Here is a 22,759-nt window from a genome sequence, read left to right as displayed (position 1 = left end):
TTAAGGTTCAACAGTAATATCTATTTGTTTTACGGTTTCTTTTCTACCATACACACTGCTATTGGCAATTACAAAAGTGGCTTTATAAGTCCCTGGCTGCGTGTAAACATAGTTGTATGAAGAAGATTCAGGATCGGCTACAGATTTGACAACAATAGGCTTATCAATACCGAGGTTAACGGAATTTCTTCTAAAAATAGGCACTGAAACTGCATAGCCCTGTTTTGCTAAGATATTGACGAATACTCCAGTCCATAAAATCCTAGTGGCGTTAACATTGGGTAAACTTGTACCGCTATCGGTGAATTGCGTGGCGTCGTACACCACTTTAAAGCCCATATCCCCAAAAGTGTAGATATCTCCAGACAAACTCTGATCAGAAATTACATTTCCAAATATCTTGAAACCTTCTACGTAAGCCTGTGTTCGCTGAACACCAGCGGGAGTGTTGAAAAACCAACAAAAAGTTATAGGCGTGCTATCATTTACGAAAAGGCTATTGATGTTGAAGTTACCTGAATTTACACCGTCGGCAGTTGAGGTTCCAATGCTAGTTGGAAAAGTGAAATTAGAAGAGATATCAGTCCAAGTGGCGCTTTCTACAGCTGCAATGGTACCTGCGCCATTGTAATTTGTAGAATATTTCAACTGCGCCACATTAGCGTTCACTCCCGAATATTTTGCAAATCTGAACGAAAGCAGCATCTCGGCATCATAAATCCGCTCCTTTTCAGCAAATTGGTAATCATTCAATTTGTTGCCCGAATAAAAAGTGATGAAATCTGCATCGCCATCGAATTTGAAATTGATGGTGTCACCTACCTTGTAATTTTGTTTAGTTACACTTACCGTAACCGACGGCACTTTTACGTCATATTCTTTTTCGCAGCCAAGCAACGAAATCAATGCTATTGAGCCTAATAAAAACTTTATTTTTTTCATTCTAAGCATATCTTACCATCCAACATTTTGCGTTAACAACCTATTTACCGTCATTTCATAAGTAGGAATTGGCCATATCACATCCCGCGGCTGGGCATTCCCATAATATATTCTTGCAGAAGTGATGTATGACGCTGTGCCAATAGGGATTTGGTTATTGATATTTTGCATGGCACTGTTGAAAATACCCCATCTTATTAGATCATTTTTTCGCAAGCCCTCAAAGCAGAGTTCCCTTGCTCTTTCTTCGATAATCGCATCTTTCAAACCAGTATAGTCGGTGACCGTCAACTCCCTATCTGAGCTTCCCACCGGAATTGCTCTGCGCCGTACGATATTGATTTGTTCCAAGGCAAGCGCTTTATCGCCGCCAGGCATTTCATTTAAAGCCTCAGCATACATTAAAAGCACATCCGAGTAGCGCATTAACGGATAATTTTGTGGCGTGGATGCCGAACTTTTTGGCAAAAGCACTTCACTTTCTCTCCTAAACTTGCCACAATATCTGGCAAAAAAAGTTTGCTGCACCGTCCAATTAGTTTTTACTCTCGGCGTACCTGTGTAATAATAAGGTGCTATGGCCCAATCTTTTCTGGTATCGCCAGAAGTATATAAGTTGTACAGATAAGAAGTGGCCCTTATTGCTCCAATGCTGTAGCCTACATTACTGCTATCCAAAGGATAGGCAATACCATTGTTCCTGCCTACATTACCTCCTGTGCTGGCATAAATCCCGGTTCCGTTTCCATAAAAATCAACCTCAAAAATACTTTCCTTCGGATCCATTACATCTGTTGCATAATTGACGAATACTTTCTCATAAGAAGGATTTAAAAAGTGATAATTTTCATCCTTTACTTTCTTAGCCCATTCTGCCGCTTCCGCATACTTACTTGCATCATTCAGTGGCTGCCCCGCCATATACAAGGAGACCCTGGCCAACATTGCCCAAGCAGCAGATTTAGAAGCTTGTGTTCCTGCATTTACTTCCGACATCGGCTTTAATAAATCAGCAGCAGACTTTAAGTCCTTCAGTACTGCGGCATAAACGTCTTTCAGTGCAGTTCTCGGTTTTTGCAAGTCTTCCGTTTTAACTGCATCGGAACGAGTTGCTTTGAGCATCAGCGGCACCCCACCAAACTTATTAGCCAACATAAAATGGAAATAACCCCTTAAAAATAGCGCCTGTCCTTTGATGTGGTTACGCTCTTTTGCGGTGATGGAAATCGAAGGGTCATCTACACTTTCCAGCAATAAATTTGCCCTATTAATCCCTCGGTAACACACCCTGTAATATCCTAAAATCTTAGCGTCTGCAGCATATACATTGTAGTCGCCAACTGTATTCAAATCAGATGAATAGGACTCATAACCTTCATCGGCCTCTAATCCCATACGACCTAATAAATTGTTACCGAATAGGGAGCCATCAGCTAAGGTAGCATACGCACCACGAAGTGCCGCATTTAACTGTTCCTCGGTTTTATAGTAATCTTCCTCTAAGATGATATATTTCCCCGCATCTATATCAAGTACTTTGCTACAGGCAAAGCAAAACGCAACTGTAGCTAATAGTAAGTATATTTTTATGTGTTTCATTTATCGTCCTCCTATTAAAATGCAATTTTCAATCCCATGGTGAATATTCTATTTCGGGCATAGGCCGAGTAATCAAAACCAGGAGTTAAAATGGAATTTTTGGTAGAAACTTCAGGATCAAGTCCTGTATAGTTGCTCCACGTGATTAAGTTTTGAGCCGAAGCGTAAATTTGTAAACTAGAAAAGTTTTTGATCAGTTTTTTAGGTAACGTATAGGCAAGTTGTACCGTCTTTAAACGAAGAAAAGAACCGTCTTCCATAGTTCTGGTAGAATACACCCCGCCAGGCCCAGATCCATTGATGCGGTGATAGACATTGTTTTGATTTTCGGGTGTCCATCTGTTAGTATATGAAGCAAATTGGTTTAAATTGGGTCTGTTGGCATAATTTCCTTCTAGTACAATCCTATTTGCATTCATGATGTCGTTGCCGTAACTCCACTGCATAAATACACTTAGACTGAAGTTTTTGTAACTAAAGTTATTGTTGAAACCACCGGTATGTATCGGCAAAGCCCTGCCCATCACTACCATGTCCAGATCGTTAACCACGCCATCACCGTTTTGGTCTACATATTTGATATCTCCAGGCTGAATGACATTACGGGCGTTACCATTGGTGGGCACATCTCCTCGTAAAAGATAAGTACCATCGGCACGCTTGATAAAATCTTCGTACTGATAGTTGCCCGCCCAAACTACACCATAGAATGATGCCACTGGCTGACCTACCTTGGCGATGTATAAACTAGTACCGTTAAAAGTTCCGGTAAAGCTCACCGAACTTAGTAAACTAGACTGACCATCGGTTAATTCTAGCACCTTATTTCTGTTAAAGGAGATGTTAAAATCGGTGGTCCACGAAAACTTTTTGTTTCTAACGTTTACGGTAGTCAATGTAAACTCCAATCCCCTATTTTGTATTTTACCAATGTTCTTGTAAAGGGTGTTGTAACCATTGTGCGTTCCAATGTTGGCATTTAATAACAAATCATCTGTCACTTTATGATAAGCATCAATGGTTAAGTTGATTCTATCTTTAAATAAACCAAGCTCTAAGCCAGCATCAAACTGTGAGGTTTTTTCCCAAGTGATATCGGCATTACCTAAATTATCTGGCAAAATTGCATACAAGGGCGCACCGCCGTTGGTGGCGTAGTAATCTAAAATATCCAAGCTTTGCAGCCTCGAAAAATCGTTGATTCGGTTATTTCCCGTAACGCCATAGCTTAATCTTAATTTAGTATTGCTGATGAATTTCAAGTTTTTCATGAACTTCTCCTTGTTCAAGTTCCAGGCAAATGCACCTGAAGGAAAGTAAGCCCAACGGTTGTTTTCACTGAATTTTGAAGAACCATCAGCCCGGAAAGACACCGTAAAAAGATACTTAGATTTGTAGTTGTAATTTGCTCTGCCTAAAAATGAAAGCAGCGTATTTGCCCTTGCGGATGAACTTACTGTTTTCGGAATACCGTACTGCAAAGCCCTAAGCCCTAGTTCTTCTCTCGGTACATTTGTTGAAAAGAAGCCATTTTCGTCAAAATTGTTGCCTTGAACAGTAGCACCAACTAGGATATCAAATGAGTGATCTCTGTTGATCTTCTTTTTGTAGGTTAGCGTGTTCTCATTTACCCAATCGTTTAAGGTTTGGTTGTTAATTGAACCGTTTACTCCATTTAAGTTATTGGCAGTTAATACGCCTCGGTAAGTTTTTGAGTTGTTAAAATTTTCATTGCGTGTTAAGCGAGAGTTGAAACCACCCCTAATATTTAACCTAAAATCCTTCAAAAAATCATAGGTAATGCCACCATTAAAATTGAGCGTATTTCTAGTTTGCTGGCGGATTTCATTTTTAGTAGATACAATTGGATTAATCACCAAGATTGATTCGTTTGAAATATCTTCATCAAAAAGATCTTCAAATAAATCAACCCCTCCCGTATTTAATGGGCGATAGCCCCAAACACGGTACATCAAATAGGTTGCGTAAGCATTAGCGCTATTAGCCTGACTTGCTACTGTTTGCCCATAATTTTTATCTCGGGCGTAGCTTGCGTTGAGTGAAAATTTAAGATTTTTATTGATAGCCTGATCTAAAACTACCCTAAATTGCTGGCGACTTAAACCTGAGTTGATGATCACCCCGTTTTGATCGACAAAATTACCTGAAACCGCATATTTGGTTTGGGCAGTGCCGCCTCTCAGCGAAAGACTGTGGTTTTGTACCCATCCGTTGGTAAATAAATTGTCCTGCCAGTCAATGGGATCGGCATTTTTGTAATCTTCCAAAGTAAGGTTTGGTTTGGTGAGATAAGTAATGCTCATTTCCGTAAAATCCCTTTCTAATTGATATTTTACGAACTCATAAGGATTCATCAAATCCATTTTTTTAGTAGCCTGATGCAGACCTACAAAACCATTGTAAGAAACCTGCGGCTTTCCGATTTTTCCTTTTTTGGTTTCCAAAATGATCACCCCGTTAGCGCCACGAGTACCGTAAATAGCTGTTGCAGAGGCATCTTTCAACACACTGATGGATTCAATTTCATCTGGATTAATGGAATTGGCGTTGAAATCTTCGATTGGAAAACCATCAACCACATAAAGGGGCGCATTACTTTGGGTAATAGAATTACCGCCTCTTATGGTAATGTTGATATCATCGCCGGGTTGGCCCGAATTAGAAGTAACTTGCACACCAGCTACCCTGCCAGCTAACGCCTCCTCAAAGGAAGTAACGGGAGCTTTGGTAATTTCTTCAACCTTCACCTGCCCTACTGAACCAGTAAGGTCTTGTTTGTTAACTTGACCATATCCTATAATCACTACCTCGTTAAGCGATGTTGGATCGGGCTTAAGTTTAACCGGGGCTTTACCTAAGTTTTTTACTAAGATTTGTCGTTGCTGATAGCCAACTAGCGTAAAAATAAGTGTTTCAGTATCTTTTGCTCTGATGGAAAACTTACCATCTTTATCGCTAGCTACACCTCGCTTGTTATCTTCTTTTATGCGTACATACACGCCTACTAATGTTTCTCCCTCTTCATCGGTAACGGTGCCGTTAATTAATGTCAGGCCCTGTTGCGCATGCAATTTGTTTATAGCAAATCCGCATAACAGCAACAAAAGCACAATAGATCGTAACAAATTTCGCATTATTGCTTTAGTTTTAGGTTCATACGTGTATAGTGCTAGGCTTAGCTATTGGCAAAAAAATATACCGCAAAGCCTAACTTTGGTCATGGTTTAAGTAGTTAAATTGAGATAGCGCTTAAGGTTGCTATTTTAAATTTTTAGCGCAACGAAAGAAGTTCTGTTCCTATTCATCATCAATATTGGTTGTTGTACATTAAAGATCTGGAATCTTTAAGTTTGGTTTTTATTTGGTTATTTACTTCAAGTAAAGTTAACGGGTAAAGCAACTTGATAAATTGTGATTATTAGCTAATTATTATAGCATCTTATCATATCACTTATTTACCGCTATTGAGCTTTAGTTGGTTTGTTATTGGTATTGCAACAATAAAACAAAAGTTTGTAAATTACAATCTCACTGTGTAACAAAACCAGTTTGATAACATATTCGATTAATGGCAAATGTTACCAAGACAAGTCTTTTCTATCATAAAACATAAACGTACCGTATTCCGTCCCCACAACTAGGTTCAAGCTTTTTCCATCGCCACCTATGTAACCTGTAGTTGGCGCACACTCGTGAACACCAAGTAAAATGTCCTTTCCTTTAAACTTCATCATTTTTGGAAATTCGAATATCGGATTTGCATCAGTGCCCGCATTACGCATGAAGAGTACAGCTGCGCCCTCATTTTTCTTTTTACGGTTGTACGGCAATCCGTTAATTGGATTGGGAATTGAAGCTCCGCGACCTGTACCCACTAACATGTCTTTCACTCCGTCACCGTCCCAATCTACCAAATGGATTTTGGCCCTACCCACTTGCCCCCCTTTTCTGCGATTCCCGTTGATAAAGGACCCGTCTGTTAATTTAAGCTTACCGCCGTCCGTTATATTATAGGCGTCAATTTTATAATATAGATGAAACTGATTATCTCGATCCAAAATCACGTACGCATCTTTACCTCCCAAATTGCTTACACCAGGCGTGGAACGCCAGCCTCCATGCACATTTAAACCATTAATGAACAATGGTTTCTCTACCGCTAATTCGGGTTTAGTTTTACTGCCTTGATTAATATACACCATAAATTTGCCCCTGCTGTCACCAGTAAGCACATCGGGTAAACCATCAGCATTCCAATCGTAAACCACAGGACAAACGTAACCCCAACGAGCCTCTTGCGGGCCTTGTATATCTTCTCGGTAACCTGGCTGTACATGAATCATCTCGTTACCCGCCTTAATAAATGATGGATCCTGGTAAGCAGGCTTTTGGTTAGTTCCTGCATTTTTAAAGAAAAGCAGGTTACCTGCAGAGTTACCTACAATCATATCTGTTATTCCGTCACCATCCCAATCAGCTAAACTGGGCACTACCAACGAGCCACCATACAACAGTGGATCTTGTTGTTTTACAGGCTTAGGATCGGCGAAGATGAGATTTCCTCTCTGGTCTTTTTGTAAGGTATTTTGGTAGAATGCTATACTGCCCTCTCCGGAAAGTAGTAATCCTTCAACATTTCCCGCTCCTTTAAAGTATCCTGGATATCCATTGACTGAGGGACTGCGTTGGAGCACCTTACGTTGATCAACAATATACTTTACCGGAAGTAACTTCTCACCATCTACTTTATAGGCATGGATATTGCCGAAACGAGTGCCGCAAATTATGTATTGTTCTCCATTGGTTTCGTAACTGGTGTAACCACTAATGCCAAAATAAGTTTGGTCTAGCGAAGTTAGTTGCCTCGCTTCTAACTTACTTAACTCTTCTAAACTATTGGTTACAGCACCATAAATTCCCACTTCATTAAGCTCATTTGGCCAGTATCCCTCTGGTGTATAGTAAGCACTATCGGTAGCTATTTTAACTAATGCTTTATGTTCCTTTTGCACAGTGAACAAAAACAAGTACTTATTTTGTAGGGTTTTAATTACACCATAGGTGGATATACTACCAGGCAAACCGCTAATAGTTATGTCTATAGTAGCGCCAAAGGCGTTGTTCTTTTTATCGAAAATTGCCATTTTAAGCAGCTTACCGCCAAAACGCCAAAATCCATAAATGTCTTGGTTAGCGGTTTGAATTATTGAAGCTTTGTTTTCACCCGTATCTTCAAAGGGCAATTTCAGCCGAATGCGTTGTGAAAAAACAGGCTCACCTGCAATAGTAAACTCCTTGAAATAATACAAGAATGTACCGGGCTGCCTAATATCAGCCTGCATAAACAAATCAGGATAACCGTCATCATTTACTTTAGCCGTACCCATAACAGCCCCTGTTAATGATGGCAACGCTAAGTTTCCAATTCCATTTGGCGCTCCGTTTCTGATGGGCTCACCACTTTTCAAAAATAAAGTTTGCGCATTAACGACAAACATTTTAGCACAAAGTAGTGCTGTTAAAAAAACAATTTTTCTCATTTAATGAACTTATGCACTAATATTGTTTGCCCCTCCACCCATAAACTTCCCAAATATAATCCTCTAGAGAGCACCAATGGAAATGTGAACTGATTGTTGCCGGGTTGAAGCGTAAGTTTTTGTTTGAATATTTTTCTTCCGCCGATATCATGAATTTCCAAAATTGCTGGTCCCTGCAAAGCTTTGGTAAAAACATTTAGTACCTCTGCTTCCTTTGATGTACTTAGTCCAAATTCGGACTGGATTAAACCAACTGTAACTGCAATAACATCAGAATTGGTGGCATTTCCATTAAAATCAACCTGCTTTAAGCGATAATAACTTACTCCGTTCAAAGGCTGTTCATCAATTAAACTGTAGCTACTTTTGGTTTCAGCATTTCCGTTTCCTTTTACCAGACCTATCTGATGAAAAGCAGTGGCGTCCGAACTTCTAGTCAACTCAAAATGTGAATTATTCGTTTCGGAAGCGGTTGTCCAACGTAAACGCACCCTCGTTTTATCCAGCTGAGCGACAAATTTTAAGTCTTTCACTGGAAGCGACTGGACTTCATCTGTCACTGTTCCAGTAATGCTCAGCACTGCTCTTCCAGCGATATTATCTTCTCCTTTTCCAAAACCAAAACCTCGTTCACTGGTGGTAGCAGTTAAATCGGCACCCCAAGCGTACAATCTAAAATATACGGTGGCATTAGCACTTAAACTTTTCAAATTTGCAAGGTGTTTTAAGCTCACTTCTGGCTGATCTTCGCCCTGGGTATTAGTGAAACCAATGCTTGCATTTCCCGAGTTAACCTCATAGTAATTTACATTGTCTAGGCTGTAATACCATTTATAATTTTTAACAGAACCTGCATTTGAAGTTCTCAACCTCGCCTTAATAGTACTTAAGTTCACATTTTTGGAAGTATTTAGGGTTAACGCCGCTTGGAAATAGGCTCCAGAACTTTGTGCTGTGCTAAAATTCGATCCTGCAGCAAAGGTACCTACATAAGACAGCGTTGAATTATTTGCGTACACCACGCCTGGACCTCTACTCAAGGTAGCCTGTTGTACATTGGCGTTCAAGGCATTGGCATTAATTGGCGAGTCGTTCCCTGCCAAGTTGTAATTCCATTTGGCCAGTTCTACACTATTATCAATCACATTTCCACTTAACGCTAAGCTAGGCGTGGCATCTCCAGCGGGATACCTACCTATCCCAAAACCTCCAGAACTGGTAGTTGCACCCCAAGCGTACAGTCGGAAAGTTACCGTCTTAGTTTCATCGATATTTTGCAGTGCTGGAATGGTAGATAAATCCACCGTCGGCTGAATGTCTCCTTCGGCATCTCCAACCATTACATTAGCACTCTTTTGAATTTCGGTGAAGTTAAGTCCATCTAAACTATAGTACCAACTGATCATGGCCGGACCAGCACTATTTTTTCTCAATTTAGCATTTATTGCACTTAGTGATAGCAGCACATCAGTCTTCGGTTTTACCGAAAATGTGTAATAGTTATCGTTTGCCATTGCGGCAGATTTTGAATTGGAACCTGATCCAACGCTACCATAATTGCTTACTACCGAATAATATCCCCTCGATAAGCTTAGTGCCGTAAAGCCAGCGCCTCTGTTCAGGGTAGAGATTTCCAATTTGTTATGATTAACATCGGCATTTACCCCTCCGGAAACCACGCCGCTAACATTACTGAACTGCCACGAAAGCAAATTTGGCGCCACAGTTGGTATAGCGCTTACTTGACCGCCCACAGTCAGACTTGGCGTATCATCAGCGGAAGCATATCTTCCAATAGCAAAACCGCCCGACGAGCTGCTTGCACCCCAAAAAACTAACCTAAAAGTGGCTTTTTGCGGAAATGGAAGGTTTTGTAGCGGCGCCAATCCACCAACATGGATGGTCGATTGTAACACGCCATCCGTATTACTGTCAGAAAAAGGAATGTTGTAATCTCCGATTTCCGAAAAGTTAGTCCCATCTGTACTATATGCCCATTTGTAATAAATTGCTCCGGCCGAATTGCGACGTAGTTTCACATCGACGCTTTGTATAGAAGCCATAAAACCAGATTTGGCCGCTACATCGAACTGTAGAAACTGACCGCTTGACATCGCGGTAGCAAAAGAATTTGCGGGAGATGGGGCCGTAGAATTAAATGAACGCTGTAAACTTGCTGTATTTGTCAAGCCTGCTCCCCTAGTTAATGTAGAAATGTTAAGATTAGCATGGGTAAATGTTGAATTTTGGCTGCTTTCGCTTCCGGTTGCGTCGGGATTACTAAATTTCCAAGATAACATTGCCGGCGATTGCGTAAGTGGCAACAGATCGGCTGGCGAATCACTAAGTTGTTTACTTCTAAAATTTGTAATGCGATGAAATGTAATCAGGTTTGCATTGTGGTATCGCTCACCGTACCATGACGTCCGACTTACGGCCACGATGTCATTACCTTCAAACTGCCAATCGGCATATTGAAAACCGAAGACATCCCATGTTTTTGCTGGATAACCTTCATTCCATTTGATGATGTCGTATTGGTGCTCCCAGTGAATCAAATCTGTAGAGGAATATAGCGCAAGCACATTACGTTGATGAGATGGCAAATTGTAAGTTTCCCAAGTGGAGGTAAAAACGCTGATTTTACTTACAATAGTCCAGTATTTTCCTGAGGTGGCATCGTATCTGATGGTAAATTTCGACTCAGCTCCTGGAAAATGAGCGTATTCCGAGGCGCTGTTGTTGAAGGCAACCGTAGTTCCATCACTACTTACCGAAATTTTTGCTGCCACTTCATAACGTTGCAATCCCGCGGCACCACCCATGGTTATTGGCATTGCCCCTCCTACTTCCTGCCATGTTTCCAAGCGCATAAAATCGATGATATCACCGCTGGGTGTGACCACGATATTGCCCTCAAACCAGTTAGGACGTTTGGCATTCAACCAATTTTCGTTAAAGCGCAAGGTATTAGATTTAGTCCAACTGGAAGCATCGAGTAAATCAGCATTTACAGGAGCCGAAAGTACAAAAGCATGAAAGTCCCTTTCGTTAGCCGGGTCAGGACTTTCTTCATAAGCCCTCCAAATCCTACCGTTATGCACTACTACAGGCACCGGACCAGTATGATATCTCCCAGCAAACAACAAACCCGAAGAAGCATCAACAGCTGAAGTCCAACTGTAACCGCCATCCGTAGATTTGTAGATAACGATATCTCCAAAAGATTTTGAGGTACCCATTAAGTAAAGTGCACCGTTATGCACAAACAAGCCCGCCCAGTGGCAATTAGCTACCTGTGTAGTAAAGCTCCATGTAGCACCTTGGTCGGTTGAGCGATAAATTGAAGCTACGGTACCGCTATAATCATGGGAAACCACGTAGGAGCCGTCAGGCAAGATTACAATACTTGGAGAAGCATAATTTCGGGTTAATGGTGTTGCACTTTGGGCAATCACTGTACCCGGAAAACTGGTTTGCGCCAATGATTTTTGGGCAATATTTGATAAAAACAGAAAAAAGCAAATGACAAAGCATTTGATAACGCCAACGTTGTTCATGCAATAAGGCCTAATATTTGGAAACTATACATCCAAAATTAAGTCAGCCACTATCAGCTATCGTACAACTTGTTAGCCAATTGTTATAGCATATTAGCTTTCAGTTTGATTTTCACCAATGCAAAATTTGGTTACCTTTAACCTCATGAATCCCGAACTACTGAGAGAGCTTGTAACCATGAGAATGCCTTTTGGCAAATACCAAGGCAAGTTACTGTGCGATTTGCCCGAACATTATCTGGTTTGGTACCACAGCAAGGGATTTCCAGCAGGTAAATTAGGGATGTTGCTCCACACGCTTTACGAAATTAAACTAAACGGATTGGAGTATTTATTGCAACCGCTAAAACAGGGAAGGTAAAATTTGATGTCAGGTTGAACTTGCCGAAACCTTTTAAAGATTCCGACAAGACCAATGTGACAATTTAGAATTAGAACTTTAAGTTTAAGCTCAACAAAAAGTTACGTGTTGCCTGCGGATAATAGTAGTTGTAACGATCAACTACGCCACTGTTCATATCAGGGAATGTGTATCCGTTACTTTCATATTTAAGATTAAATATGTTGTTAACGAAGAAATTCAACCCTACATTTTTAATACCCAACAAAGGCGTATTGTAAGTGAATCTCAAATCATTAACAAAAAAAGCATCCAATGATCTGCTATCTGTGTTTGTGTTATCCAGAAACTGCTTGCCCACATATTTGCTGATGAAGCCAAAGCCAACACCATGAATCGTATAACTTAAATCACTTGATAAAATGATATTTGGTGAATAAGCAATGTTGGTGTTGTTGTAATCAAAAGTTTTGGCAGGGAAACCAGACACATTATCATACACATATTCCGTAAATTTTTTAATCTTGCTTTCACTTAATGTAGCAGTAGCTCCCCAAGCGAAATTTTTCAAAATCTGCCAACGAGCGTCCAACTCCACGCCTAATCTATAACTGTTAGGCACATTCTGACGTGTAAAACCACCAACATCATTAATTTGTCCAGTATTAATTAACTGGTTTTTATATAGCATAGCGAAACCGTTAGCACCTATGTTGAAATTAGATTGCTGAGAGCGATAGCCAAACTCAATATCTGTTAACGTTTCATGTTTTGGACGAGTGTTTAAGTTAGAATCAGTAAAATCTCTACGATTTGGCTCTTTGTTGCCCACAGCAACCGAAGCGTATACATTGCTCCTATCTGTAAGGTTATAAGTTAAGCCAAACTTTGGATTAAAAAATTCCAGCCTAGCACTTTGCTGCCCAGGATTACCATTGGCATCAAGCCCATAATAGGAATAAAAAACATTGCGATACTGCAAATCAGCAAAAATGTTCAGCTGATTTAACTGGTAGCTGGCACGTCCAAAAATATTGAAGTCACTTTTAAACGCATCATTATCGTTGTACCTGTGGCGCATAGAAGCTGATCCATTGTAGTTAGCATACTGTGCCCAAATTACCTCGTCAAAATGTTCGCCTTCGTACCTATTGTATGCACCACCTAAAGTAAAGTTCAAATTGCTTTGCGGTGTGTAAGCTAATGAGTACGTACCGCCGTAAAAATCGTTATCCAACCATAACCTGCGCACTAGATCTGTTTTAGTAATGGTGGTAGATCCAACTACAACGTTGCTCAAACCATAATCCGCCAAGGTTCTATTTGCTTTAAACTCTTCGTAATAACCTCTGCCATAAGTGTAATGAAGTGCTGCATTAGCCACCAACTGTCTACCTAAATTACGGGTGTAAAATAATTGATAATGGTCTTGCTGATAGTTATCTGTTTGGTTATCGTAAGTAAACTCGTTAAATGTTCTATCAGTCAACAGCTTTTCTTCCGGAACGCCATTCCAAGCTTGGTAAGTTTTTTCAGTGCCGCTAAATACATTGGCACGCAAAATATCATTCTTACCATAATAGGCTCCAGTCACAAAAAATGATTTTAAGTTAGACGAAGCCCTATCCATGTAGCCATCAGATTTGATTCTTGACAAGCGAGCATCGAAACTAAACTTATTATTGATCAAACCTGTACCGGCGCTAACGGTGTTTCTCCAAGTATCGTAAGAACCGTAAGTATTGTTAAGTTCCGCATAAGCAGAGTCTCTCCTTGTGGTAGTTTGAATATTTAAACTAGCGCCAAAAGCACCTGCGCCGTTGGTTGACGTACCCACACCACGCTGAATTTGAATGTTATCAACTGACGAAGCTAAATCAGGTAAGTTGATAAAAAAACTACCTTGGCTTTCAGCATCGTTCAACGGAATTCCATTTAGTGTAACGTTGATCCTTGTCGCATCACTGCCTCTAATCCTAATTCCGGTGTAGCCAACTCCAGCTCCTGCATCGGAGGTTACTACTACCGAAGGCGTTTGATTGAGCAAGTAAGGCAAATCCTGTCCTTGATTGACCTTATCCAAATCAGCCTTTGTTAAATTCTTGAAAGTAAATGCATCCTTCTTTCCCGCTCTGGTGGCACTAACCACTACTTCATCAGCTACAAAAGATAGTTGTTGCAAACTGAAATTTAGTGTTTGGTTAGCAGTAAGGTTAATCGATTTTTCCTGCGAACCAAAGCCAACGTAGCTTACCACCACGGTGTAATTTCCAGCGGGCAAATTTGCAAACTCATAGGCTCCATCAGCATTAGTAGCCGCAGCGTAATTTTTACCCTTCACTCTCACATTTGCACCAGAAAGTGCGTTTGTACCATTTCCAGAAACTATTCCTGAAATTTTAAACTGAGCTAATGCCCAAAACGGACACAGCAATGCAGCCAATACTGCAAACTTTAATGTTTTCAACTTTTTGTTGTTTTTTAGTTAAACCCATCGGTAAGTAGGGGTTACTCCCGACTTTAGTTAAACTTCATAAACCATCCCTACGCCAGCATTACCTGGATCAGGTGCATTTAGGGCTTAAGTGATTAGGAATTGGGAATTAGGTTTAAAACCTTTCACCTCGTACCTTTTAACTTTCACCTTAAAATGGGTATGATCTCAGCCTTTATTTGTGTTTTATGCAAAACAAGGCACCCCTTATTGATGCTGCAAAGTTATTATTCTTTTTATAAATGCAAAATTTCAGTTTAAAAACGACCAATAAAAGCCGACTTAGGTTAGACAAATAGGCCTTAACAACATCAACGATTTAAAAATATAACCGCAAAGTACACAAAGCACGCAAAGCAAAACTAACTTACTAAAACGCCTTTGCGCTCTCCAAAAGGCTCCTTTTTCCTTTGTGTTAAAATAACCACAAAGCAAAATGACCAACACGATATAAAGAATAATCAGTTTAACTTTTTTTGGCCTTTGTAATTCCGACGCTAGGAGGAATCTATTTTCTAGATTAAACGCCTTTGCGTTCTTAGAGAAACTCCTTTTTCCTCTGCGTTAAAAATATAACCGCAAAGTACACAAAGCACGCAAAGCAAAACTAACTTGCTAAAACGTCTTTGAGTCCTCCAAGAAACTCCTTTTACTCTGCGTAAAAAAAATAACCGCAAAGTAAACAAAGCACGCAAAGCAAAATCTTTTTCGCAAAATCCTAAAACAAGATTTTAAAAACCAAAATCCTCCTATCTTTAGGTAACAAAAACACCGAATCATGAACCTTGATTATCTCGAAAGCACCAAAAAGCAATTTCAATACTATAAAATGCTGGGCGACAAAACCTTTGCACAGCTCAATGAAGACGCATTTTTTTGGCAATTTAATGAGGATAGCAACAGTATTGCGATTATCGTTAACCACCTTTCAGGCAATATGCTATCGCGGTTTACAGATTTTCTTACCTCTGATGGCGAAAAAGAATGGCGCAACCGAGATGCAGAATTTGAGCTGAATGCAACTACCAAACAAGAGGTGCTAGAACAATGGGAGAAAGGTTGGAATTGCTTTCTAGAAGCCATCAATGCCTTAACCGATGAGGATTTGGAAAAAATAGTGTATATCAGAAATCAAGGCCATACCGTTATTGAAGCCTTAAACCGTCAATTAGCGCACTACCCATACCACGTTGGACAAATTGTGATGCTAGGAAAAATGCTTGCACAACAGCAATGGCAATCTTTATCTATACCGAAAGGAGCATCACAAAGCTTTAATAACGAAAAGTTTGCGCAAGCGCAACATAAAGCACATTTTACGGATGAATTTCTAAATCAAAATCCTAATGAACAACGAAATTGAAGCCTACAACAATAAACAGCAAGCAAGCGACAAGGCAATTAGTGATGCATTGGCATCTGCAATTGATATCAATTTGGGCAATGCAGAAAGTAAAATTTGGCATGCCCATCCAGTTTGGTTTTTGGATGGCAACCCAATTGTTGGCTACAGCAAACTAAAGGACAGCGTTCGATTGCTATTTTGGAGCGGGCAATCTTTTGACGAGCCTACCCTTAAAAACGAAGGATCTTTTAAAGCCGCCGAGATTAGGTATACCAGCGCAGCCCAAATAAACATACCCCATTTAAAGCGATGGCTAGAAAAAGCAGTTGCTATCCAATGGGATTACAAAAACTTAGTAAAGCGAAAAGGGCAGCTGGAACGCTTAAAATAACTTAAGGCTTTGCGGCGATAGGTGTAATTTTAGTTAAGGAAAACAGGTATTTACCTAAATCATAACCTTTAAAATCTGCTACGCTGATCAGTTTCACATCTTTTCTGCTGCCTTGTTTGTACAATATGCCTTCCAAATTGTATTTACCATCAACTTTAACCTGCGATAGTTGTTCAGGAGAAAGCACACCATCAATTCTCACTTGAATATAATTTAATATCGAGCCGCTAGGACGCATATTGTCGTTGTAACCAGTAAAGGTACCTATTTTAAATGCAGTGCCATTTAGCGTGGTATCTCTTAATTCTCTCAATTGCAGTGGCATGTCTTTCAAAAAATCTTCTTCATTGCTCCAACGTTTAACTTCATGCTGGAATTTATCGGTTATTTCTTCATTGGTATTGTCGCCGCTAGTCCATTCTGGATGTTGAGCCACGAACTCAGAAACATTTCTTTCAATGAAGATATTGGAAGCAACTGGCGCCTCTTTAGTTTCATTATTGGAACAAGAAACAAGCGCTGCAGCGGCAAAAAGCCAGAAAATTCTTTTCATATGGAGGTATTTTATTTAAAGTTTAAAGAAAAGAAGTTTTAGGCTAAAATTAATGTTTTAGATGTAAAAGCCTTGATACAGGCATAGTTTACTTTACAATGTAATCACCCTCTCTGGCTTCGCCATCTCTCCCTGAGAGGGAGAGAATAGCACAGTTTGATAATGAAACTCTTATATCCTAGTAATTCAAATCAATAATGATTTCATCTCACTTAAAATATAAAACACTTAAACGGCAATTAGGCAATACGCTACTCTCTCCCTCTCAGGGAGAGATGCCCAAAGGGCAGAGAGGGTTTATTGACTTAACAAGAAACAGTCCGTCAATTATAACCTTTAGTACGTAATTACAAAGCCGCTAAACTATCCTGAATAATTGCAATCTTCGATTCTGCATCCGCTTTTTTATTACGTTCATTGGCAATAATCTCAGGTTTTGCATTTTGTACAAAACGCTCATTAGCCAACTTCGCATCTACCGATTTCAAGAAACCTTGCAAATATTCTAGTTCTTTCGTTAAACGTTCGCGTTCCGCATCCACATCCACATTTTGGCTCAAAGGAATAAAAAATTCATCCTTACCTACCATAAATGCAGCAGCACCAATCAATTTATCACTAACAAAATCAGCTTTGCTTACATTAGCCAGCTTATATACATTAGCCAACCAATTGGTATAATTGGTTTCTGAATTCAACTTAATACTCAACTCTAAACTCTCTTTTGGAGAAATTTGTCTGCTGTTCCTCACATTCCTTATTTCCGAAATCAAACCTTTCACCAATTCCGCCTCCTTCAAAAGCATTTCATCAATTGCACCGATTACTGGGTAATCAGCAACAATACAGCAATCCATTGCAGTACGCTCGCCAAAAATCTCATCATGATAAAGTTCTTCAGTAATGAAAGGCATGAATGGATGCAACAACTTCAAAATTTGCTCGAAAAATTTCACGGTAGCAGCTTTAGTTGCAGCGTCAATTGGTTGCTGATATGCAGGTTTCACCATTTCAAGGTACCAAGCACAGAAATCGTCCCAAACCAACTTATAAGTAGCCATCAACGCCTCAGATAAACGGTACTGCTTGAAATTATGTTCTATTTCGGTAAGTGCTTCATTGAAACGGCTTTCGAACCAAGCAATAGCCTGCTCGTTAGGATTAGCCAAACTTGCATCAGCCTCCCACCCTTTCACCAAACGGAACGCATTCCAAATTTTAGAGGCAAAATTTCTGCCCTGCTCACAGTAAGCTTCATCAAACATTAAATCGTTACCTGCAGGCGACGACATTAACATACCGACTCTAACGCCATCAGCACCGTACTGCTCAATCAAACCAATTGGATCAGGCGAATTGCCTAATGATTTTGACATTTTACGGCCCAACTTATCACGAACGATACCGGTTAAGTAAACATTAGTAAAGGGTTTTTTGCCGGTAAACTCACGACCAGCCATGATCATACGAGCTACCCAGAAAAACAAAATTTCAGGAGCTGTAACCAAATCATTGGTTGGATAGTAGTAATTAAAATCTTTATTATCAGGATTTTTAAAGCCATCAAAAACAGAAATTGGCCACAACCACGAGGAGAACCAAGTGTCCATCACGTCTTCATCTTGTTTGATAAACGGCGCCAGCTGCGCTAAAAATCCAGCTTTATCTGTATTGGCATCTTCCAAATGTTTCTTCTTCCAAAACTCTTCCAACGCTTCTTCCTTGGTCTTAGCTACTACCCAATCCCCTTTATCATCGTACCAAGCAGGAATTTGCTGTCCCCACCACAACTGACGAGAAATATTCCAGTCGCGTACATTTTCCATCCAATGGCGGTACGTATTTTCAAACTTATTAGGAATTAAGTTTACCTCACCATTCAACACATCTTCCAAGGCAGGTTGTGCCAATTCTTTCATCTTTACAAACCATTGCATAGAAAGCTTTGGCTCGATGGCAGCATCAGTACGTTCCGAAAATCCAACCTGCGATTTATAGTCTTCCACCTTCTCCAAATGATCAGCTTCCTCTAACATCTTCGCAATTTTCTTACGAGCTACAAACCTGTCCTCTCCTACTAAAATCACTGCCAATTCGTTCAAGGTGCCATCGTCATTCAAAATATCAGTAGCAGGCAATTTATGCTTTACACCAAGTTCGTAATCGTTTAAATCATGAGCTGGTGTCACTTTCAAACAACCTGTACCAAACTCCATATCCACGTACTCATCCTCAATTACCGGAATTTCGTGGTTTACCAAAGGTACATACACCTTTTTCCCTTTCAAGTGCGCAAAACGTTCATCATTAGGGTTGATACAAATCGCCGCATCGGCCATAATCGTTTCAGGACGTGTAGTTGCTACTACAAGGTGGTCAGACTTTCCTGCTTCTGCATTAACGATTTTATATTTAATGTAATATAACTTCTGGTTTACTTCCTTACGAATTACCTCTTCATCGGAAACCGCAGTTTTACCCGCTGGATCCCAGTTTACCATCCTTATACCACGATAAATCCACCCTTTTTTATATAAATGGATGAAGCTATCAATCACCGCTTCCGACAAATCTTCTTCCATGGTGAAACGGGTACGATCCCAGTCGCAACTTGCACCAAGTTTTTTCAACTGCTCTAAAATGATACCGCCATATTTTTCTTTCCACTCCCAAGCGTACTTCAAAAACTCCTCACGGCCGATATCCTTTTTGTTGATGCCCTTTTCTTTCAACATGGCTACCACTTTTGCTTCAGTAGCAATAGAAGCATGGTCGGTGCCGGGGACCCAACACGCATTTTTACCCTGCATACGAGCTTTACGGATCAATACATCCTGAATGGTATTGTTAAGCATGTGTCCCATGTGCAGCACACCAGTTACGTTAGGCGGCGGAATCACGATGGTGTAAGGTTCACGCTCGTCGGGCTCTGAGTGGAAAAATCGCTTTTCCATCCAGTAGCTGTACCATTTGTTTTCTGTTTCTTGCGGATTGTATTTCGTTGATAAACTCATCAGTGTCGGTAAAAAATTATTTGCAAAAATAGAAATTTGCTTGGTTGATTAGTTGGTTTTTTGATTTTTAGTTTGTTGGTTTATTAGTTCATTGGTTCAGTAGCTCATTAGTTAATTAGTTTACTCAACATTGAAGATTATTTATTGTTCCGTTGCCGACGACTACTAGCTTTGGGTATATTTAGGTCTTCATATAAACATCCATCTTTCCAGATGAACATTTGCCACTAAATCGGTGTTGCTAAAAAGTATAAATTGTTATGAAAATGACGAATCAAACCAACATAAAAAATCTAATCACAATTTTACTGATAACCTTAGCTACCACGGCTGCTGCACAGATTAAGCAACGTAATGCTTCGGACTTTTTACCGAAAGGGTTTGTTGTAGTTAACACCATAAAAGGCGACTTAAATAAAGATGGGGCTGAAGATTGCGTACTCATCATAAAAAGCACTGACAAAAGTCAAATTATTACTAATGAAAGTGGGGAAAAGTCAGACCGCAACAGACGAGGTATAATTGTGTTATTCAAGAAAGGCAATCAATTTGAATTGGCGACTAAAAATTACAAGTGCTTTTCTTCTGAAAATGAGGACGGCGGAGTTTATTTTGCACCGGAACTGTCAGTCAACATAAAGAAAGGAAATTTGATAGTTCATTACTCACATGGTCGATACGGATATTGGAGCTATACATTCAGATTTCAAAATTCGGATTTTCAGTTGATAGGTTACGACAGTGCCTACCGGAGTAATTTCGTCTCTGATTGGGTAACCTTTGACGAAGAAAGCATTAACTTTTTGAATAAAAAGAAACTGATACGTGAGGTCATTAAAACAACTAAGGATGGTAAAGAGATATTTAAAGAAACATGGAAATCTGTGGTTGTAAGTAAACTTATCAAACTGTCATCAATAAAAGATTTCGACGAACTTGACATGAGCATCTTTTAACCGATTATTTCCGTAAAATCTTAAAATTGTCGCTATAGAAAGTTCAATTTTAGCACTAACTTTATCCGAAAAACTGACGATGCAAAAAATATTAATAGCTATACTTCTCTTTTCACTAAGCAAATCTTTCGGACAAACTACTCCGCCGAAACTTAAAATCGCTCATCTTACCGACAATTTTTATATCTATACTACGTATAGCAATTATGAAAATAGTCAAGTGCCAGCAAATGGCATGTATTTAGTTACCGACGAGGGAGTGGTTTTATTTGATACGCCCTGGGACACTACACAATTTCAGCCTTTATTGGATAGCATTCAATTTAAGCACCATAAAACGGTTAACATTTGTATTGCTACGCACTGGCACGATGACCGAACTGCAGGATTGGAATACTACAGACAAAAAGGTATTAAAACCTACACCACCAAACTCACAGATGACCTGAGTAAAAAGAACAACAACAAAAGAGCGGAACACATCATCAATAGAGACACAACGTTTCGGGTTGGAAAATATAGTTTCGAAACCTATTATCCAGGACCAGGACACACCATTGATAATATTGTAATTGGCTTTAATAAAGAAAAGATTTTATACGGCGGTTGTTTGATCAAAGGTGTTGACGCTAAAAATTTAGGATTTTTGGGCGATGCTGATACAAAAGCATACTACAACACCTTGAAAAACGTAGAGAAAAAATATCCTGATCCCAAATACATCATTGTTTCGCATAGCGATTGGGATAACGTTAATTCATTAAAACATTCCATCAGTTTAGCGAAAAAATTAAAGGGAAAAAATTAGGCGCAATATTAACGGATAACTTTGCAATATCATGGGATTAGAAATAGAGAGAAAATATCTGGTAAATGAATTGAAGTGGCAGGCATTGCAAAAACCTGAAGGTGAATACTACCGATAAGGTTATTTACTGACTGAGCCAAACAAAACAATCAGAGTGAGACAAACTACCTCTCAAGGCTTTTTAACCATAAAAGGCATTTCCGTTGGTGCCGTACGTACTGAATTTGAATATGAAATCCCTTTTAAAGAAGCAGGTGAATTATTAGATCAGTTTTCAACTGCCGAACTTTCAAAAATTAGATACAAGATAACTTTTGATGGCAAAGTTTGGGAAGTTGACGAATTTTTAGGCGATAATACAGGGTTAATTGTAGCGGAAATAGAACTGCTTACCGAAGATGAAAACTTTAGCATTCCAGAATGGGTTGGAGTTGAAGTAACTGGCGACCGAAAATATTATAATTCAAGTTTGACGAGCCATCCGTATCAAAATTGGAATCATAACGAAAAATGAAAATCAATTTGCAACATATTGGAAAATGCTTGTTCCAATTTTCGATCTTCGTATCTGTCATGTTTTTCTCCATTACAGCTTTTTCACAAGTGGAAAAAGAAAAGCTTTTTTGGAGTGCGACGAGAAAACTCAAAGCAGAAGATTTCGAAATTAAACTTTCTAGCAATGCAACTGGACCCGGTTTTGCCCAATTTTCAATTGATTACAGCGTAAATGGCTTCGATTTTTTAACGAAAAACTTCAATAAAAGAGTTCAAAACTATATGATTCCCGCAGCCTCAACTATTGATACAACGCAAAACAACGATGCTTTTCTTAACTATCAACAGTCATTATTTGATATCAGTGAAATTTATGTCAGAAGGTTTAGAAAAGCGCTGCGAGAAAATCGGAAACAAGCGCTAAAAGGAACCGACTATGCCAAACAATTGAATGCTACGATACTATCGGATTTTTCGAAAAGAAGAGCTGAGTACAGCAACGCAACTAACTTCGGTACAAACTTGGTAGAGCAACAAAATTGGCAAAGGTTAATACACCAAGAATTAGCAGCGTTGGAAAATTACGCTTATGAAAAATAATTTGAGCTGTCAAGTTGTAAGCATCGCATTTAAACTTCGAGAAGAGACTTTTTAACATCTTATTTTTTCTTAAATTAGATTTAAATTATCACCATTAATAT

General features: G+C 39.5%; 15 protein-coding genes. 7 read left to right on the top strand and 8 right to left on the bottom strand.

Going from position 1 to position 22,759, the window contains the following annotated elements; translation table 11 throughout:
* From ACY2A0_RS16030 to ACY2A0_RS16010, 5 genes are all read right to left on the bottom strand, one after another.
* Positions 1-942 (bottom strand): DUF5017 domain-containing protein, encoded by a 942-nt coding sequence (locus ACY2A0_RS16030; RefSeq protein ID WP_461790382.1) that lies wholly within the window; start codon positions 940-942, stop codon positions 1-3.
* 12 nt (positions 943-954) lie between these two features.
* Positions 955-2,541, bottom strand: a complete 1,587-nt coding sequence (locus tag ACY2A0_RS16025; RefSeq protein WP_461790381.1) for a RagB/SusD family nutrient uptake outer membrane protein — start codon at positions 2,539-2,541, stop codon at positions 955-957.
* Between the two features lie 14 nt (positions 2,542-2,555).
* Positions 2,556-5,696: a SusC/RagA family TonB-linked outer membrane protein gene (locus ACY2A0_RS16020; protein ID WP_461790380.1), complete on the bottom strand. Its 3,141-nt coding sequence runs from the start codon at positions 5,694-5,696 to the stop codon at positions 2,556-2,558.
* A 444-nt stretch (positions 5,697-6,140) separates the two neighbouring features.
* Positions 6,141-8,102: an FG-GAP repeat domain-containing protein gene (locus ACY2A0_RS16015; protein ID WP_461790379.1), complete on the bottom strand. Its 1,962-nt coding sequence runs from the start codon at positions 8,100-8,102 to the stop codon at positions 6,141-6,143.
* Positions 8,099-11,662, bottom strand: a complete 3,564-nt coding sequence (locus ACY2A0_RS16010; RefSeq protein WP_461790378.1) for a sialidase family protein — start codon at positions 11,660-11,662, stop codon at positions 8,099-8,101. Before ACY2A0_RS16010 ends, ACY2A0_RS16015 begins: the two co-directional genes overlap by 4 nt.
* A gap of 145 nt (positions 11,663-11,807) precedes the next feature.
* Here ACY2A0_RS16010 and ACY2A0_RS16005 point away from each other — a divergent pair, with 145 nt between their 5' ends.
* Positions 11,808-12,023 carry a DUF3820 family protein gene (locus tag ACY2A0_RS16005; protein WP_461790377.1) on the top strand — a complete coding sequence of 72 codons (216 nt, stop codon included), beginning with the start codon at positions 11,808-11,810 and terminating at the stop codon, positions 12,021-12,023.
* 70 nt (positions 12,024-12,093) lie between these two features.
* On the opposite strand, the gene ACY2A0_RS16000 is transcribed toward ACY2A0_RS16005, so the two are convergent.
* Complete coding sequence (locus tag ACY2A0_RS16000; protein ID WP_461790376.1) at positions 12,094-14,469, bottom strand: TonB-dependent receptor; 2,376 nt, start codon at positions 14,467-14,469, stop codon at positions 12,094-12,096.
* An 805-nt stretch (positions 14,470-15,274) separates the two neighbouring features.
* Here ACY2A0_RS16000 and ACY2A0_RS15995 point away from each other — a divergent pair.
* Positions 15,275-15,859: a DUF1572 family protein gene (locus tag ACY2A0_RS15995; RefSeq protein WP_461790375.1), complete on the top strand. Its 585-nt coding sequence runs from the start codon at positions 15,275-15,277 to the stop codon at positions 15,857-15,859.
* Entirely contained in the window at positions 15,843-16,232 is a 390-nt protein-coding gene (locus tag ACY2A0_RS15990) for a DUF1801 domain-containing protein (protein ID WP_461790374.1), read from the top strand. Before ACY2A0_RS15995 ends, ACY2A0_RS15990 begins: the two co-directional genes overlap by 17 nt.
* A 1-nt stretch (position 16,233) precedes the next feature.
* On the opposite strand, the gene ACY2A0_RS15985 is transcribed toward ACY2A0_RS15990, so the two are convergent.
* A complete protein-coding gene (locus tag ACY2A0_RS15985; protein ID WP_461790373.1) occupies positions 16,234-16,785 on the bottom strand; it encodes a hypothetical protein in 552 nt (183 codons plus the stop codon).
* A 347-nt stretch (positions 16,786-17,132) separates the two neighbouring features.
* On the bottom strand, positions 17,133-19,799 hold the full coding sequence (locus ACY2A0_RS15980; protein WP_461790372.1) for a valine--tRNA ligase: 2,667 nt from the start codon (positions 19,797-19,799) through the stop codon (positions 17,133-17,135).
* A 260-nt stretch (positions 19,800-20,059) separates the two neighbouring features.
* On the opposite strand from ACY2A0_RS15980, the gene ACY2A0_RS15975 reads away from it, so the two are divergent.
* The 4 genes from ACY2A0_RS15975 to ACY2A0_RS15960 all read left to right on the top strand — a co-directional run bounded on the left by ACY2A0_RS15975 (position 20,060) and on the right by ACY2A0_RS15960 (position 22,658).
* Positions 20,060-20,755, top strand: coding sequence for a hypothetical protein (locus tag ACY2A0_RS15975; RefSeq protein ID WP_461790371.1), 696 nt, complete (start codon positions 20,060-20,062; stop codon positions 20,753-20,755).
* 79 nt (positions 20,756-20,834) lie between these two features.
* Positions 20,835-21,563: a BlaB/IND/MUS family subclass B1 metallo-beta-lactamase gene (gene bla / locus ACY2A0_RS15970; RefSeq protein WP_461790370.1), complete on the top strand. Its 729-nt coding sequence runs from the start codon at positions 20,835-20,837 to the stop codon at positions 21,561-21,563.
* 154 nt (positions 21,564-21,717) lie between these two features.
* Positions 21,718-22,077, top strand: a complete 360-nt coding sequence (locus ACY2A0_RS15965) for a CYTH domain-containing protein (protein ID WP_461790369.1) — start codon at positions 21,718-21,720, stop codon at positions 22,075-22,077.
* Positions 22,074-22,658, top strand: a complete 585-nt coding sequence (locus tag ACY2A0_RS15960) for a hypothetical protein (protein ID WP_461790368.1) — start codon at positions 22,074-22,076, stop codon at positions 22,656-22,658. The genes ACY2A0_RS15965 and ACY2A0_RS15960 overlap by 4 nt, the downstream gene beginning before the upstream one ends.
* Positions 22,659-22,759: the final 101 nt, after the last annotated feature.

Source organism: Pedobacter sp., from assembly GCF_965249885.1.
Classification (GTDB): Bacteria; Bacteroidota; Bacteroidia; order Sphingobacteriales; family Sphingobacteriaceae; genus Pedobacter.
Note: the sequence above shows the minus strand (reverse complement) of the source record. Positions and strands in the feature narration are given on the sequence as shown.

Excerpts from the sequence above, each read along its gene's own strand:
- ACY2A0_RS16030 (WP_461790382.1), bottom strand. The coding sequence starts at position 942 with ATGAAAAAAATAAAGTTTTTATTAGGCTCAATAGCATTGATTTCGTTG.
- ACY2A0_RS16025 (WP_461790381.1), bottom strand. The coding sequence starts at position 2,541 with ATGAAACACATAAAAATATACTTACTATTAGCTACAGTTGCGTTTTGC.
- ACY2A0_RS16020 (WP_461790380.1), bottom strand. The coding sequence starts at position 5,696 with ATGCGAAATTTGTTACGATCTATTGTGCTTTTGTTGCTGTTATGCGGA.
- ACY2A0_RS16015 (WP_461790379.1), bottom strand. The coding sequence starts at position 8,102 with ATGAGAAAAATTGTTTTTTTAACAGCACTACTTTGTGCTAAAATGTTT.
- ACY2A0_RS16010 (WP_461790378.1), bottom strand. The coding sequence starts at position 11,662 with ATGAACAACGTTGGCGTTATCAAATGCTTTGTCATTTGCTTTTTTCTG.
- ACY2A0_RS16005 (WP_461790377.1), top strand. The coding sequence starts at position 11,808 with ATGAATCCCGAACTACTGAGAGAGCTTGTAACCATGAGAATGCCTTTT.
- ACY2A0_RS15995 (WP_461790375.1), top strand. The coding sequence starts at position 15,275 with ATGAACCTTGATTATCTCGAAAGCACCAAAAAGCAATTTCAATACTAT.
- ACY2A0_RS15990 (WP_461790374.1), top strand. The coding sequence starts at position 15,843 with ATGAACAACGAAATTGAAGCCTACAACAATAAACAGCAAGCAAGCGAC.
- ACY2A0_RS15985 (WP_461790373.1), bottom strand. The coding sequence starts at position 16,785 with ATGAAAAGAATTTTCTGGCTTTTTGCCGCTGCAGCGCTTGTTTCTTGT.
- ACY2A0_RS15980 (WP_461790372.1), bottom strand. The coding sequence starts at position 19,799 with ATGAGTTTATCAACGAAATACAATCCGCAAGAAACAGAAAACAAATGG.
- ACY2A0_RS15975 (WP_461790371.1), top strand. The coding sequence starts at position 20,060 with ATGAAAATGACGAATCAAACCAACATAAAAAATCTAATCACAATTTTA.
- bla (WP_461790370.1), top strand. The coding sequence starts at position 20,835 with ATGCAAAAAATATTAATAGCTATACTTCTCTTTTCACTAAGCAAATCT.
- ACY2A0_RS15960 (WP_461790368.1), top strand. The coding sequence starts at position 22,074 with ATGAAAATCAATTTGCAACATATTGGAAAATGCTTGTTCCAATTTTCG.